General features: G+C 37.3%; 15 protein-coding genes and 1 rRNA gene. 13 read left to right on the top strand and 3 right to left on the bottom strand.

Annotated features, from left to right (window positions below):
* Window positions 1–14 precede the first annotated feature (14 nt).
* From B9N79_RS19340 to nikC, 3 genes are all read left to right on the top strand, one after another.
* Complete coding sequence (locus tag B9N79_RS19340) at window positions 15–1,592, top strand: ABC transporter substrate-binding protein (protein WP_040060864.1); 1,578 nt, start codon at window positions 15–17, stop codon at window positions 1,590–1,592.
* Window positions 1,593–1,657: 65 nt separating this feature from the next.
* Window positions 1,658–2,665, top strand: coding sequence for an ABC transporter permease (locus B9N79_RS19335; protein WP_019390620.1), 1,008 nt, complete (start codon window positions 1,658–1,660; stop codon window positions 2,663–2,665).
* A 14-nt stretch (window positions 2,666–2,679) separates the two neighbouring features.
* Complete coding sequence (gene nikC / locus B9N79_RS19330) at window positions 2,680–3,579, top strand: nickel transporter permease (protein ID WP_085118817.1); 900 nt, start codon at window positions 2,680–2,682, stop codon at window positions 3,577–3,579.
* A 29-nt stretch (window positions 3,580–3,608) separates the two neighbouring features.
* Here the strand turns inward: nikC and B9N79_RS19325 are convergent, their stop codons facing one another.
* Complete coding sequence (locus B9N79_RS19325) at window positions 3,609–4,694, bottom strand: FUSC family protein (RefSeq protein ID WP_019390622.1); 1,086 nt, start codon at window positions 4,692–4,694, stop codon at window positions 3,609–3,611.
* A gap of 316 nt (window positions 4,695–5,010) precedes the next feature.
* Window positions 5,011–6,297 (bottom strand): glutamate-1-semialdehyde 2,1-aminomutase, encoded by a 1,287-nt coding sequence (locus tag B9N79_RS19320; protein ID WP_019390623.1) that lies wholly within the window; start codon window positions 6,295–6,297, stop codon window positions 5,011–5,013.
* 154 nt (window positions 6,298–6,451) lie between these two features.
* Between B9N79_RS19320 and B9N79_RS19315 the strand changes: the two genes are divergently transcribed.
* The 8 genes from B9N79_RS19315 to perR all read left to right on the top strand — a co-directional run bounded on the left by B9N79_RS19315 (window position 6,452) and on the right by perR (window position 14,596).
* Window positions 6,452–7,465 carry an ABC transporter ATP-binding protein gene (locus B9N79_RS19315; protein WP_019390624.1) on the top strand — a complete coding sequence of 338 codons (1,014 nt, stop codon included), beginning with the start codon at window positions 6,452–6,454 and terminating at the stop codon, window positions 7,463–7,465.
* A complete protein-coding gene (locus B9N79_RS19310) occupies window positions 7,458–8,249 on the top strand; it encodes an ABC transporter permease (RefSeq protein WP_019390625.1) in 792 nt (263 codons plus the stop codon). Before B9N79_RS19315 ends, B9N79_RS19310 begins: the two co-directional genes overlap by 8 nt.
* 6 nt (window positions 8,250–8,255) lie before the next feature.
* Window positions 8,256–9,041 (top strand): ABC transporter permease, encoded by a 786-nt coding sequence (locus tag B9N79_RS19305; protein ID WP_040060640.1) that lies wholly within the window; start codon window positions 8,256–8,258, stop codon window positions 9,039–9,041.
* Between the two features lie 47 nt (window positions 9,042–9,088).
* On the top strand, window positions 9,089–9,553 hold the full coding sequence (gene bcp, locus B9N79_RS19300; protein WP_040060639.1) for a thioredoxin-dependent thiol peroxidase: 465 nt from the start codon (window positions 9,089–9,091) through the stop codon (window positions 9,551–9,553).
* A gap of 202 nt (window positions 9,554–9,755) precedes the next feature.
* The gene (ssuD, locus tag B9N79_RS19295) at window positions 9,756–10,886 is read left to right on the top strand and encodes an FMNH2-dependent alkanesulfonate monooxygenase (RefSeq protein ID WP_040060637.1); all 1,131 of its coding nucleotides are present in this window, start codon (window positions 9,756–9,758) and stop codon (window positions 10,884–10,886) included.
* A 21-nt stretch (window positions 10,887–10,907) separates the two neighbouring features.
* The gene (locus tag B9N79_RS19290) at window positions 10,908–12,677 is read left to right on the top strand and encodes a solute:sodium symporter family transporter (RefSeq protein WP_040060635.1); all 1,770 of its coding nucleotides are present in this window, start codon (window positions 10,908–10,910) and stop codon (window positions 12,675–12,677) included.
* Between the two features lie 91 nt (window positions 12,678–12,768).
* Window positions 12,769–13,878 carry an aminopeptidase gene (locus tag B9N79_RS19285; RefSeq protein WP_040060633.1) on the top strand — a complete coding sequence of 370 codons (1,110 nt, stop codon included), beginning with the start codon at window positions 12,769–12,771 and terminating at the stop codon, window positions 13,876–13,878.
* Window positions 13,879–14,140: 262 nt separating this feature from the next.
* A complete protein-coding gene (gene perR / locus B9N79_RS19280; RefSeq protein ID WP_019390631.1) occupies window positions 14,141–14,596 on the top strand; it encodes a peroxide-responsive transcriptional repressor PerR in 456 nt (151 codons plus the stop codon).
* 13 nt (window positions 14,597–14,609) lie between these two features.
* On the opposite strand, the gene B9N79_RS19275 is transcribed toward perR, so the two are convergent.
* On the bottom strand, window positions 14,610–14,966 hold the full coding sequence (locus B9N79_RS19275) for a YgzB family protein (RefSeq protein ID WP_019390632.1): 357 nt from the start codon (window positions 14,964–14,966) through the stop codon (window positions 14,610–14,612).
* Between the two features lie 161 nt (window positions 14,967–15,127).
* On the opposite strand from B9N79_RS19275, the gene B9N79_RS19270 reads away from it, so the two are divergent.
* Window positions 15,128–15,994 carry a nucleotidyltransferase-like protein gene (locus B9N79_RS19270; RefSeq protein WP_040060631.1) on the top strand — a complete coding sequence of 289 codons (867 nt, stop codon included), beginning with the start codon at window positions 15,128–15,130 and terminating at the stop codon, window positions 15,992–15,994.
* A gap of 341 nt (window positions 15,995–16,335) precedes the next feature.
* Window positions 16,336–16,397, top strand: a 16S ribosomal RNA gene (locus B9N79_RS19265); the annotation flags it as partial.

Below are 16,397 nucleotides of genomic sequence, written 5' to 3'. Positions count from 1 at the left end.
ATGAGGTGAAAGAAATGAGGAAAAAGAAATGGTCGTTTGGGTTACTGGTCTTATCGGTGGCAATTGTGATGACTCTTGCCGGTTGTAGTAATTCGGAGAAAGCAGATGGAAATGGGGAGAAAGGTAGCACACTTGTATTTGCTCGCGGCGGCGATTCTGTCTCTCTTGACCCAGCAATTGTGACAGATGGTGAGTCATTTAAAGTGACTCAAAATATCTTTGATACGTTAATTCTATTCGGAAAACAGAACACAGAGCTTGAACCAGGTCTTGCGACAGAGTGGAGCACCTCTGAGGATGGATTAACATATACGCTTAAATTACGTGAAGGTGTTAAGTTCCATGATGGTACAGACTTTAATTCAGAAGCTGTAAAGGTGAATTTTGAGCGATGGAAAAGTGGAAATGAAGAAAAATTTTATTACTATAATTCACAATTTGGAGATGTGATTGAGCAAATTAATACTCCTGATGAGTACACGGTGGAATTTAAATTAAAGCGTCCTCTTGCCCCATTCTTTAAAAACTTAGCAATGTCTCCATTTGCAATCGCCTCTCCAAAAGCTTTAAAAGAGCAAGGAGATAAGTTTGGAGATCATCCTGTTGGAACAGGAGCATTTAAGTTTAGTGAGTGGAAACGTAATGACCGCATTACAGTTACAAAAAACGAAGATTACTGGAACGAAGGACGTCCGAAATTAAACGAGGTCATTTTTACGGTTATTCCAGAAAACTCGGCTCGTCTTAATGCGCTAAAAACGGGGGAAGCGGATTTAATTGATGGAGTAAACTTCAGTGAAGTAGAATCTATCGAAAACGATCCTAACTTAAAAACATTTTTCCGTCCGTCACTAAACGTAGCGTATGTTGGATTAACAACAAATCGTGGCCCGTTAAAAGATAAAAAAGTTCGTCAAGCTTTGAACTATGCAGTTGATAAGGAAGCATTGCTGAAAACATTTTATGCAGGAGAAGGACAGGTAGCGGCTAACCCAATGCCTCCAGTTGTTGAAGGATACAATAAAGCTTTAGATCCATATCCATATGATCCTAAAAAAGCAAAAGAAATATTAAAAGAAGCAGGATATGAAGATGGATTTGAGATTGAACTATGGGCAATGCCTGTTCCACGCCCATATATGCCAGATGGTCAAAAAATTGCAGAAGCTGTTCAATCTAACTTTGCAGATATCGGGGTGAAAGCCAATATTAAAACGTATGAATGGGCTACGTATTTAGAAAAAGCCCGCTTAGGTGAAGCAGATAGTTTTCTACTAGGCTGGACAGGAGACAATGGTGATGCAGATAACTTCCTTTACGTTTTACTTGATGAAGATGCAATCGGAAGCAACAATTACACCTATTATAAGAATCCAGAGGTCCATGAACTGCTCATCGAAGCACAATCAACAATTGATAAAGAAAAGCGCAATGAACTCTATAATAAAGCGCAAGAAATTATCAAAGATGACGCTCCGTGGATTCCACTTGTACATTCTAAACCAGCTCTTGCAGGAAACAAGACGATTGAAGGATTTGCTCCACATCCAACAGGGTCAGATCGTTTAGATACAGTTGAAATTAAAGAATAGACAATTTAAAAAGGGAGTAAATTTATTTACTCCCTTTTTGAAATTTAAGAGGGAGGAGAAGTAAAGTGATTACGTATATTATTCGACGTTTATTAATGCTTGTTCCAGTCCTAGTTGGACTATCTCTTATTGTCTTTTTTATGATCCGAGCTATTCCAGGAAATCCTGCTCAAGTTATTTTAGGACAGCTTGCTACAAAAGATGCTATCGATTCCTTAACGAAGGAGCTTGGCTTAAATGAGCCATGGTATACTCAGTACTTTCATTATATTGGAAATCTTTTAACAGGTGATTTAGGAGAGTCATTACGGACTAAAAACCCGATTAGTGAAGAGCTTTGGCCATATCTAACAGCAACACTAGAGCTATCTCTTGTGGCCATTATTATTGCTATTGTGGTTGGGGTAAATGCAGGAATTATTAGTGCTTGGTTTCAAAATTCTTGGTTTGATTATATCGCAATGCTTCTTGCTCTTATCGGCGTATCAATGCCAATCTTTTGGCTTGGTTTGATGGAACAATGGTTGTTTGCAATTCAGTGGGATCTATTGCCTACTGCGGGTCGTGAAGATATTCGAAACCCAATTGACTCCATAACAGGGTTATACATATTTGATACTCTTGTTCAAGGAAAATGGGATCAATTCGCTGTTGTTATAAAACACTTAGCGTTACCGAGCGTTGCGCTTGCAACAATTCCGATGGCTATTATTGCTCGTATTACACGTTCAAGTATGCTTGAAGTTATGCGCTCTGATTTTATTCGAACTGCAAGAGCAAAAGGACTTCGTATGTTTTGGGTTGTTTATCGACATTCTTTAAAAAATGCCGTGATTCCGATTCTTACGGTAATTGGTTTACAGTTTGGAGTATTACTTGGAGGAGCTATTTTAACAGAAACAATTTTTAGCTGGCCTGGGATTGGACGTTATATTTATGAAGCAATTGGATATCGTGATTATCCTGTGATTCAATCTGGAATTCTTATTATTGCTCTCCTCTTTGTATGTATAAATTTAATCGTTGATTTGTTGTATACAGTTATTGATCCAAGGATTAAATATAACAAGTAAAGGAGGAGCAACAAATGGCAGAATTAATGAAAAATAACCTTTTACCACCTGAACCTCCTGTTGTAGCAGAAACATCTTCTTCTTTTCGAGAAGGGTGGCGCAGTTTCAAAAAAAATAAACTTGCTTTAGTAGGAGGCGCCATTGTTCTGTTTTTCATTCTCTTAGCGATATTTGCTCCTGTTATTGCTCCTGAAGGGGTAAATGAGCAAAAATTGCAAGAACGACTCCAGGCCCCTTCAAGTGAGCATTGGTTTGGAACAGATGATTTTGGTCGGGATGTATTTTCACGCGTACTGCACGGAGCAAAAACATCACTTTGGGTTGGCTTTTTTTCTGTAATGGGCTCTATTATTGTAGGGAGCTTTCTTGGGATTATAGCAGGTTATTATGGAAGAATTGCAGACGCTATCATCTCACGGATATTTGATATTTTACTTGCTTTTCCAAGTATTTTATTAGCTATTGGAATTGTAGCAGTCCTTGGTCCATCTTTACAAAATGCGTTAATTGCCATTGCTGTCATTAATATCCCGAACTTTGGTAGGTTAATTCGTTCAAGAGTGTTAAGTGTTAAAGAAGAAGAATATATTTTAGCAGCGAAAGCAATTGGTATGTCAGATCACCGTATTTTATTTCATCATGTGTTACCAAATAGCATTACGCCTATTATTGTACAAGGAACGCTTGCAGTTGCAACAGCTATTATTGAGGCAGCTGCGCTTGGCTTTTTAGGACTTGGAGCACAGCCTCCGAATGCGGAATGGGGAAGAATGCTAGCGGATTCTAAGCAATACTTAATTCAAGCACCTTGGACAATGATTTTTCCAGGAGTAGCTATCATGCTTGTTGTTTTAGGGTTCAATTTACTTGGAGATGGATTGCGAGATGCACTTGACCCAAGAATGAAAAACTAAAAAAGCACGTGTCAGCTGACACGTGCTTTTTAATTTTCTTCTTCACCACTAATCTCAAAAGAGTTTTCCGTTGTATGATAGCTTTGAAAGCTATCGATAAGCAAATCAAGATGTTCAAGTTCTTCTCCATATTCAATGATAGAAGCAATGAGCGGAAAGAGATTATACAGCATTTTATTTTCATCTTCATCTTCAAGAAGCTTATATTTCATAAATGTATCAATAAGCCCACGTTTCCCTGTACAAGAAGGGTCAATCGCTTTATGCGGCTGCTGAGCACGAACTTTTCCAATAAATTTTAAAAGAGTTTGTTCATGGTAGCTTAAAATGTACTCTATTTGCTCTTTTAAAACTGTTTGAAATTTCTCTGGCATGTGATGAATATCATTGCCAAGTCTATGCAGCAAACGTAGCGTTGTTAATGCTCTTTTTGTTGTAAGCAACATTTGGCGAAATAAAACAAGTTTACGAGACTTTACATGAGCATTTTTCTTAGAGTATTTTCGTTCTTCTTTATAAAAATCAAACGTTTGTTCAGTTTGTTTAAGGCGATCATCAATTTTTTCAATATCTTCTTTCAACAGTGTATATGCGGAAGCTTCTCTTAAGGTCATTCGAATCCATTTAATAATGTCTTCTGTTATGTGTGTCAACTTATAATAAAGTTTTGTCTCATATTTAGGTGGTAGAAAAATAAAATTTACGATAAAGGCTGATAATACTCCAAGCATGACAGTACTAAATCTAAGCAAAGCATAATCTGTTGATTCAATCGTTGTGCTTTCCATAATCGCAATAACTGTTACTAGAGAAAGCGGAATAATATTTTGGGATTTTAGACGCAAGTTGATTGTAATAACTAGAATAGCCGTCAATCCGATTACAACGGGATGATTCCCTAGTGTAAGAGAAAAGATAACCGCTACTAAAGCTCCGATAATGTTTCCCTGAAGCTGGTCTAAAACCGTTAAATAAGAACGATAAATAGATGGTTGAATCGCAAATATAGCCGCAATCCCTGCAAATGCAGGCGCTGATAGTCCAAGCAGCTCTGCTAAAAATAAGGCAAGTGTAATTGCAATTCCTGTTTTGAAAATACGAGCACCAAGTTTCATGGTGAGAGTTAATGACATTCCCTTCGTAATAAAGTTTTTCTCTGAAACCACATTATAAATCATTTGGTAAAAAAAGAAAGTCTGACTTTTATTATCTTTAATAAACAGTCAGCGTTTCCTTACTAAATAGAGAAGAAGGAGCGCTCTATAGCTTTTAGAAAATAATTTTTTCTTTTAGTAATTGCTAAACAATAACCTACTATACAAGGTTTAGGAGAGGATATCAAGAGAAAATCTTCAACAAAAACCACCATTTTTAGACGATGATAAAAAAACACCTCTAGAAAGGTTTCTAGAGGTGTTTTTGGTTAGTTACTTACAGTTGACTGAAAACTTTTTCAACCGCTATTAACGTTTTTGTAATATCTTCTTCTGTGTGAGCTATTGTTAAAAACCAAGCTTCATATTTAGAAGGAGCAAGATTAATGCCTTCATTTAGCATAAGCTTAAAGAATTTTGCAAACATCTCTCCGTCTGTATTTTCAGCTTGTTCATAGTTCACTACAGTTTCATTTGTAAAGTACACTGTAAGAGCACCTTTTAAACGATTGATCGTAATAGGAACATTGTATGTTTTAGCGTGGGCGGCAATTCCTTCTTCAAGCATCTCACCTAATTGATCAAGACGTTCGTAGACGCCTTCTTCTTGCAGTACTTCTAGACAAGCAATTCCAGATAGAATAGAAGCTGGATTACCTGCCATTGTGCCTGCTTGATAAGCAGGTCCAAGCGGTGCTACTTTTTCCATAATATCTTGACGACCGCCATAAGCTCCGATTGGAAGTCCGCCTCCAATAATTTTTCCTAGAGCAGTTAAGTCTGGTTTGACTCCAAGTAAATCTTGAGCTCCTCCATACATAAAACGGAATGCTGTGATAACTTCATCATAAATAACAAGCGCTCCAGCTTCATGAGCAAGATCATTTACAGCTTGTAGGAAGCCTTCTTTTGGTTCTACAATTCCAAAGTTCCCGACAATCGGTTCTACGAGAACACCGGCAATTTCGTCTCCCCATTTTGCAAGAGCTTCTTTAAATGGTTCAATATCGTTAAATGGAACGGTAATAACTTCTTTTGCAATACTTTTGGGAACTCCAGCAGAATCAGGTGTTCCAAGTGTTGAAGGACCAGAACCTGCTGCAACAAGGACAAGGTCAGAGTGACCGTGATAGCAACCAGCAAATTTAATGATTTTGTCACGTCCAGTATAAGCACGAGCAACGCGAATTGTCGTCATTACGGCTTCTGTTCCAGAGTTCACAAAGCGTACTTTATCTAAATTCGGCATTGCATCTTTTAGCATTTTCGCAAATTTTACCTCATGTGCTGTTGGTGTGCCATATAAAACGCCATTTTCAGCAGCTTCTGTAATAGCTTTTGTAATATGGGGATGTGCATGACCTGTTATAATCGGTCCATACGCTGCAAGGTAGTCAATGTATTGATTGTCATCAACATCCCAAAAGTAAGCGCCTTGACCGCGCTTCATAGCAACGGGGGTACCGCCGCCAACTCCTTTATATGAGCGAGAAGGACTATTTACGCCCCCAACAATATGTTCAAGTGCCTCGCTATGTAATTTTTCAGAATTTGTAAATCTCATAAATGATGCCTCCTAGAGCATTAAAGTTTCTTCTTCTATTCTAGCAAACTTTTGCCTCTATGTACTAGAGGGAGCAATCTTACCATTTGTGTAGATGCGTCTTATTGGTTACACTAACGTATGGTAAATAGTAAAAAGAGATGGAGGAGTGAAGATGAAGGAAATTATTGAAGTAAAAGGATTGCGTAAAGAATTTAAAGCATACGCAAATCGTTCAGGATTAAAAGGAGCTTTTCGCGATCTTTTTACTCGTCAATATAAGATTGTTCCTGCTGTTGATAATGTATCAATGTCAATCAAGCAAGGAGAGATGGTTGGTTATATTGGAGAAAACGGCGCAGGGAAGTCAACCACAATAAAAATGCTAACAGGTATCTTAACCCCAACAAGCGGCCATGTGCGTGTAAATGGAATGAATCCACATAAAGAAAGAGAGAAATTTGCTCAAACGATTGGAGTTGTATTCGGGCAGCGTTCTCAGCTTTGGTGGGACATTGCGGTTCAGGAATCTTTTCGTCTTTTGAAAAAAGTATATAAAGTGTCTGACGAAGATTATAACGAGCATATGAACCATGTTATTGAAACACTTGATATCGGACCACTTTTAGACAAGCCAGTTCGAAAGCTTTCCCTTGGTCAACGTATGCGATGTGAGCTTGCAGCTGCACTTATTCACAATCCGCCATTGCTCTTTTTGGATGAACCAACAATTGGATTGGACGTACTTGTAAAACTAAAGATTCGTAAGTTTCTTAAAGAAATTAACGAAAAACATAAAACAACGATTTTGCTTACCACTCACGATTTAGCTGACATTGAAGCGCTTTGTGAGCGCGTTATTATGCTTGATGAAGGAAAAGTCATTTATGATGGTCTTTTAGACAAGCTGCGTACAAACTGGGGCGAGCAAAAGCAAATTTCGTTCCAATTTACAGTTCCACCGCTTCACGCTGACTTAATTAAACTAACGAAAGACCTTGATGTATCTTGGTTTAGTGGTGATCATCCAGACGTATATGTTGCCCATGTTGGTACAGATCAAGATATTATGTCAGAGCTTATTGGTAGAACAGTTGGGGCATACCGAATTCAAGATATGAGCATTGAAAAAATCTCTACAGAAGAAATTATTCGCAACATTTATGAAGAAGGTGTTGTGAGTGGATAAGTATATTGAAATGATTCGCATCCGCTTTTTAATGATGCTTGCTTACAGAACAAATTACTATAGCGGTATTTTAATTTATGGAATTAATATTGGTGCCTATTATTTTCTGTGGTCTGCGATTTATGGTGGACAAGAAAATATTGAAGGGTTATCGATTACGCAGATGGTAACATACGTAGCTGTTTCATGGATGGCAAGAGCTTTCTATTTTAATAATATTGATCGCGAGATGGCAACAGAGATTAAGGAAGGAAAAGTAGCAGTAGAACTTATTCGTCCATATAGTTATCTTGGTATGAAAACAATGCAAGGGCTTGGTGAAGGTCTTTTTCGCTTTTTCTTCTTTTCGATTCCAGGTCTTATTATTGTTTATTTTATCTTCCCAATTGAATTTTCAGCGAGTCCGGTAACATGGGGCCTTTTCTTGCTTTCACTTGTATTTAGCTTTTTTATCAATATGCAAATTAACTTGCTTACTGGAATTACCACGTTCTTTTTATTTAACAACGATGGATTAATTCGAGCGAAACGAGTTGTTATCGACTTATTTTCAGGATTGCTTTTACCAATCAGCTTTTATCCTATTTGGGCACAAAATATTATGGGATACTTACCTTTTCAAGGGATTAGCTATATTCCGAGCATGATTTTCACGAATGGATTCAAAGGAGCAGACGTTTATCAAGGATTGCTATTTCAGGCGCTTTGGTCTGTTGTTTTATTAATTCCAATTTCTTTAATATGGTGGGCCGCTCGTAAGCGTCTCGTCATTCAAGGAGGGTAGAGAAAAATGTTTTACTTCTCAATATTTTTTCAATATATCGGTCAATATATGAAAACAAGGCTTCAATATCGCGCAGATTTGTTCGTTGAAGTTTTATCTGATTTGTTGTTTCAAGCCGTTAACTTAGTATTTATTCTCGTTGTGTTTGGTCATACACAGCTTTTACATGGCTGGTCAAGAGATGAAATTATTTTTATATACGGATTTTTCCTTGTCCCATTTGCTATTTTCTCTACCTTTTTTAACATTTGGGACTTCAATGAACGATACATTGTAAAAGGAGAAATGGATCGGATTTTAACAAGACCTATCCATAGCCTTTTTCAAGTTATATTAGAACGCATTGAACTTGAATCTCTTTTCGGAGCTGTAACAGGTTTAGCGGTTATGATTTATGCAGGATCGCTTCTTGATCTTCCATTTCATTGGTATGATCCATTTATATTTCTTCTATTTGTCATTGGGGGAGCTCTTGTTTATGGAGGCATCTTTATTTCACTAGCTACAATTGGTTTCTGGTCTGATGCTAGAACATCCATTATGCCAACAATGTATAATATCGGAAACTACGGACGTTATCCTGTAGATATTTATAACAATGTTATTCGTTACATACTTACATGGATTTTGCCGTTTGCATTCGTTGGTGTTTATCCTGCTGCATACTTCTTAAAACGAGAAGAATGGTATTGGTATTCATTTTTAACGCCTGTTGTTGGTTTAGCTTTCTTTATTTTATCTATTGCTTTATGGAATACAGGCGTAAAAAGATATAGAGGAGCAGGAAATTAACTGAAGTATGCTATAGTATAAAAAATAAGTTTAGGAGGTCTTTTTTTATGACATTAAATTTAGGAGAAAAAGCACCTGAGTTTTCATTACCTTCAAATACTGGAGAAGAAGTTAAGCTTTCTGATTTCGAAGGGAAATTCGTTGTTCTTTATTTTTATCCGAAAGATATGACTCCGGGATGTACAACAGAAGCTTGTGATTTCCGCGATCAGCATGAAAGTTTTAAAGAGCTTGATGCTGTAATTTTAGGTATTAGTCCTGATCCGGTTGCACGTCATCAGAAATTTATTGATAAGCATGATCTTCCATTTTTACTTCTAGCAGATGAGGAACATAAAGTTGCTGAACTTTATGACGTATGGAAGTTAAAGAAAAACTTTGGTAAAGAATATATGGGAATTGAACGTTCTACGTTTGTTATTAATAAAGAGGGGGAGCTTTTAAAAGAATGGCGCAAAGTTCGTGTTGCAGGTCATGTTGAAGAAGCCCTTCAATTTATTAAAGAGCAATAAAAAATAAAAACCGCTGTGAATCAGCGGTTTTTATTTTTCTTTAAACACGTTTGAAATTGATATATAGTTTGAATAGTGATAATATTTCGTTAATATATCTTCATCAATGCTAAAGCTCACTTCTTCATCTGCATCCATTTTGCATATTAAGAATGAGCTTTCTTGTTTTCTATAAACAAAGAGGTAGGGAGGAAATAGGGAGATGAAAGTGTTTTGGTTTATTCCAACATCAGGAGACGGTCGCTATTTAGGAACATCAAAAGGTGGCCGTGAGACGAGCTTTGATTATTTAAAACAGCTTGCAAGAGCTATTGATACACTTGGCTATCATGGAGCATTGCTGCCAACAGGGAGGTCTTGTGAAGATGCATGGGTAACAGCCTCTTCTTTGCTCAGTGAAACATTGAGGATGAAATTTTTAGTTGCTTTGAGACCAGGCCTTATGTCGCCGGCTGTTGCAGCCCGGATGGCTGCGACATTTGATCGATTTTCGAACGGTCGCCTTCTAATTAACATTGTGTCAGGTGGAAATCCTTCTGAACAAATTGGAGATGCACTTCAGGTAAAGCATGAAGAGCGCTATGAACTAACACGAGAGTTTCTACATATTTGGACATCTTTAATGAGAGACGGGAAATCAGACTTTTCAGGAGAGCATATTACAATTAACGGAGGTAGACTTGTTTATCCACCTATTCAATCTCCTTATCCTCCAATTTACTTTGGAGGATCATCAAGCAAAGCACTTCCTATTGCTGCAAAGTTTGCAGATGTTTATTTAACTTGGGGAGAGCCTGTTGAACATGTGAGAGAAAAAGTAGAAAAAGTGAAAGCTCTAGCAGCGGAGCAAGGAAGAACCGTTAAGTTTGGGATTCGCCTTCATATGATTGTGCGTGAGACAGCAGATGAAGCATGGAAATCAGCAAATGAACTTATTCAATATGTTGATGAGGAGCTTATTGAAAAAGCCCGCCAAGAAATGGGGCGTCATGATTCAGAGGGGCAACGTCGTATGCTTGCTCTTTATAGTGGAGATCGAAATGGCCTTGAAATTCGCCCTAACCTTTGGAGCGGAATAGGTCTTGTCCGGGCTGGTGCTGGTACAGCGCTTGTTGGAGATGCTAAAACAGTAGCAGAGCGTATGAAGGAATACGAAGAAGCAGGGGTTGATACATTTATTTTGTCTGGATATCCGCACTTAGAGGAGTCGTACCGTGTAGCTGAACTTCTTTTCCCACACCTACAATTAGAAAAACATGAAGAGCAAGCTGCAAAAGCTATAGCTTCTCCTGGAGTTATGATTGCTGACGACGTAAAACCTACTAAAAATTAAGCGACAGGGAGCAGGGGAGATATGGAGAATCAAAATATGTTATTTACTTTATTGTCTTGCCTATTTTTTGTCCTCCTTTTAGGAATATGGACGTATAAGAAAACAAAAGGATCAAATTCAACTACAGAAGGTTACTTTCTAGCTGGCAGAGGAATGTCAGGAGGATTTATTGCTGGAGCTCTTATCCTGACGAACTTGTCAGCAGAGCAAATGGTTGGGTTAAACGGTCAATCATATGGAACAAATATGACGAACATGGCATGGGAAGTCACAGCCGTTTTTCCGATTGTTATTATGGCTTTGCTTCTTCTTCCTCGTTATCTTGGAGGAGCTTTTACAACGCTGCCTCAATTTCTGAGAGATCGTTATGATGAAGGAGTAAGACGCCTTGTTGTTCTTTTATTTATGCTAGGGTATGTGCTTGTCACCATTCCCTCTACGCTATACTCCGGGGCTCTTGCCGTATTGAAAATGTTTGATGTTCCTGCTCTACTTGATATCTCATATTCACAGTCTATCTGGGTTATGGTATGGATTATTGGCCTGCTTGGCGCTGTGTTTGCAATATTTGGCGGAATGAAAGCTATTGCGGTATCAGATACTTTTATTGGCATTGGTCTTATTATTGTATGTACATTCATACCGGTTATTGGTCTCTATCAGCTTGGAGATGGAAGTATAAGCGAGGGAGCTCGTATTGTTTCAACAAATCATACAGAAAAACTTAATGCAGTTGGATCAAGTACAGACTCTGTTCCGTTTCTAACGATTTTCACCGGGATGATCTGGGCAAATCTTTTTTATTGGGGAACAAATCAATATGCTATTCAGCGTACGCTTGGTGCAGCGAATTTAGCAGAAGGACAAAAAGGCGTATTATATACAGGTTTTTTTAAACTACTTGTTCCTGTATTCATGATGGTTCCAGGAGTTATTGCCTTTCATATGTATGGAGGTGGATTGCAATCTGTTGACCTTGCTTTTCCAACGCTTGTAGCTAATACGCTACCTTGGTATTTACAAGGATTCTTTCTTGTTGTGCTTCTCGGTGCCGTATTTAGTACCTTTAATGCTTTAATTAACTCAGCAGCAACAATGTTTGCGCTAGATGTTATTCAGCCATTAAAACCAACTTTGTCTGATCGAAAACTTTTAGATTTAAGTAAATGGTTTAGCGGTGTTTTAGCAATTGCAAGCTTTTGTATTGCCCCCTTGTTAATGTATGCTCCAGATGGGCTTTGGGAGTTAATCCGTCGTTTTACAGGTTTCTTTAATATTCCGATCATTGCTGTTGTTCTTGTTGGAATTTTTGCACGAAAAGTTCCTGCAGTAGCTGCGAAAGTGGTTATTATTTTTCATGTTGTCACATATTACATGTTGATTTGGGGAATGAATCAATTGTTTGATATTCCTATTAATATTAATTACATTCATGTTTATGGAATCTTGTTTTTTACAGAGATTGTGATAATGCTTGCTATAAGCCGAATATCACCAAGGAAAGAAGCATGGAAGTTCACACCAAAACCTAAAGTGGATATGAAACCATGGAAATACTCCTTATTTACTTCTATTGTTTTAATCGGATTTGTATTTGCTTTTTATCTTGTGTTCTCACCAATTGGACTAGCATATAAACAGGGATATGTTTCTCCTTACTTTTGGCCGAGTTTAGGTTTGTTATCAATTGTAACGATAAGTATTGCGATTTTGTCAGTGAAAAAGTGGAATAAGAAATATGGCTCCTATATAGAGAAGACGACGAGTTCTGCTAAAACAATATCTTCATGAGTAACGCCCTCTTGCTCATTAGGGGGCTTTTCTTTTTCAAGCGATTCTAAGTATGTTACATTAATATGGAAACGTAAAGGGGGAGTTTAAGATGAGAGATTCACGCATTAGCACATTAGCAAGTTTGCTCACACATCATTCTATTAAGGTGAAAGAAGGAGAGAGGGTATTAATTAAAGCACATCTTATTGCACGCCCACTTGTCCTTGAATTAATTGATGAGATTTATAAAGCTGGTGCTTACCCTTATGTGGATATTTTAGATGATGAGATTTCAAAGCATATTGCAATGGGATATGAAAAAACACAGCTTGAAACAAGTGCTGCTTGGGAAATGCAAAAATATAAAGATGTAGACTGTGTCATTGCTGTTATTGGAGAAGAGAACGATGCAGAATTAGCAGAAGTACCTTCTGAGAAACATCGAATTCGTGGAGAGGTAATGAAGCCTGTTCAACAATTTTACATAAACAATAGAAGATGGACGCTTTTGAATTATCCAACAAAAGCGCTCGCTCAAAAAGCAGGTATGAGCACATCACGCTTTGAAGATTATCTACTTGATGTTTGTACAATTGACTACAGTAAAATGTATGAAGCAATGAAACCTTTAAAAGAGTTAATGGAAAGAACGGATAGAGTACGATTAGTTGGCAAAGGGACTGATTTATCTTTTTCAATTAAAGGAATAGAAGCAATTATGTGTGCTGGGGAAGCAAATGTGCCAGATGGGGAAGTTTTTACAGCACCTATCAAAGACTCTGTTAATGGAACGATTACATTCAATACACCTTGTCCATACCGTGGAACAACGTTTACAGATGTCTCACTTACATTTGAAAACGGAAAAATTGTAAGAGCAGAAGCGGATAAAACAGAGAAACTGAATGATATTTTAGATACGGACGAAGGATCTCGCTATGTTGGAGAATTTGCTATTGGCGTTCATCCTCTTATTCAAGAGCCAATGGGAGATATTTTATTCGATGAGAAAATTGGTGGAAGTCTTCATTTTACTCCAGGAGAAGCTTATGAAGAAGCGGACAACGGAAACCGTTCAGCAATTCACTGGGATATGGTTCTTATCCAGCGACCTGAATACGGCGGAGGCGAGATTTACTTTGATGATGTTTTAATTCGTAAAGATGGCGAATTTGTATTAGAAGAATTAAAAGGCTTAAATAGAGACAATCTTCTATAAAATCGGCATTTGTCTATGAACAAATGAGAGATTTCTTCATATAATAAAAATATGAAGAATACCTCCTCAGGTAAATAATAGTAGAAGGCACAAAGCGTGAAATGCTGTGTGCCTCTTTTTTTGTCGTATAATAAGAAAAAGTAGGATAAAATAGAAAGAGAAACAGTGGATTTCAAAAGGCCAGAAGTTGACAAAACAAGCTTAGCAGATGTACACTAATTATAAACATTATAAAGTAAGAATTTTTTTAGAAGAGAGGTGCATGGCGGTGGCAACAACAGACGATTTAAAAGAGGCTTTGGATGTACTTAAGGGTACTGGGGTTCGGATTACACCGCAACGTCATGCGATTTTAGAGTACCTAATTAATTCTATGTCTCACCCTACTGCAGATGAAATTTACAAAGCATTAGAAGGTAAGTTTCCTAATATGAGTGTTGCAACGGTTTATAACAATCTCCGCGTTTTTCGTGAAGCAGGAATCGTTAAAGAATTAACATACGGCGACTCTTCAAGTCGATTTGATTACGTAACAACTCAGCATTATCATGTTATTTGTAATGATTGTGGGAAAATTGTTGATTTTCATTATCCAGCTTTGAATGAAGTAGAAGCACTTGCTGCGCATATTACGAACTTTGAAGTTAGTCATCATCGTTTAGAGATATATGGAACATGTCCAGAATGTGCAAAAGATAAAAAAACAGTCGAAAGCTGATCGTACGACATGATCAGCTTTCTTTTTTCTTTCTATTATATTTCTCATTGAATTCTTTTCCTTCTAGGGAAGGATCAAGTGTAAGAGGCTCTCTACAATACATACACATGTCTACACGCCCTAATACTTTTGTATACTTTTTGCATTCAGGGCATACAACTTGGACGGCTTTAGTAGAAAGCATCCCAATCCAAAAATAAACAACAGTGCTGCCAATAATACATAAAAGACCAAGGAGCATAAAAAGGGTCATTAATAGCATTGATTCTCTAAAAAAAATCCCCACATACATAACAATAAAACCAATAAACACAAGACTTAAAGCGAAAGTGCGAATTTTATTAATTTTACTCGAATATTTAGTAGCCATGAAAGCCCTCCCTTTTTCTTATCATACCATAGGAAATGGCACATTTTTCTCATGAATTATCGCCTAATAGAAGAGGATTTCGACAATGGCTGTCGAAAGAAGAAGAATACCGAAGTTCCCTTCAAAGTGAAACGGAATTTAAATGTTGGAGGAATTATGATATGGAAGATATACTGCGCCCAATTTATCAGGAAAGAGCAAGTAATCGTGATACATTAGGGGTTTTGCTTATTGAAAAGAGTAAGTCAAGTTTACCTGTCACAGATAATCAAGATGCATTACTCGTTGTAATTGTTAAAAAAGCTGAAGTTCCGCTTTTTATTAAACACTATCATCGTCACGATACAACTGCTGCCCTTTATACCGTAACAGAGGAACAGCTTTATGATTGGTTAACAAACGGCAGCAATCGTCGAGTTGTAGACTGGATCTTTAATGGGCAAATCCTTTTTGATCGAAATGAGTACTTAGAAACTTTAAAAAAGCAGCTTGATGAATTTCCTTACTATGACCGCTATAAGAAAATAGGAATTGAGTTCGCGAAGCTTATTCGTCGGTTTATAGAAGGAAAAGCGTTTTTTACAAGCGGTAATCATTTAGATTCCTTTAATCATATGGTTCACGCTTTACATCATTTAGCTCGTCTTTCAGTTTTAGAGCATGGATTTCATCCAGAAGTAACGGTATGGAGTCAAGTGAAGAAACTTGAGCCTGAGGTTTATAAATTGTACGAGGAGCTTGTAGAAAGCAAAGAGGGAATTGAAAAACGTCTTGAACTGCTTTTCTTAGCGAGTGAGTTTTTATTAAATCAGCGCATTGATTTAGGCTCAAAACATCTTTTATCCGTCATGAAGCAAAAACAGGAACCGTGGACATTTCAGCAGCTTATGACAGAGGAAGAGATAGGGCCTTATAGTATTGACTTAGGAATTGTGTTAGATTTTCTTGTTGAGAAAGAGCTTGTCTTTATTTATGAAGAAGAAACAAAAGGGAAAAATATATATCACAGATACTATACAACAAGATAATATAGATAGGGTCTTCTAGCATTCAGCAAGGAGACCCTCCCTTATTTCTAAAAAAATAAAAAAAAATGAAAATAACTGTTGACGATTCTTTTTTATCTTGGTATAGTATTACTTGTCGCTGCTACGGTAGCACAAAACGGAAATTGAGTAAAAAAATATTTCGAAAAAGTTGTTGACACACTTCGGAAGAAGTGATAAGATGTAAAAGTCGCTGTTAACGACAAATGAAAAGATTGACCTTTGAAAACTGAACAAAATACGTCAACGTTAATTCTATTTTTAAAACAACGTTTCTTATAAGAAACAACAAGCTATGGACATCGAAAGATGAAACCAAACTTTCTATGGAGAGTTTGATCCTGGCTCAGGACGAACGCTGGCGGCGTGCCTAATACATGCAAGT

This window comes from Priestia filamentosa, assembly GCF_900177535.1.
GTDB lineage: Bacteria > Bacillota > Bacilli > Bacillales > Bacillaceae_H > Bacillus_I > Bacillus_I filamentosa.
This window is presented reverse-complemented; position numbering and strand designations above follow the sequence as displayed.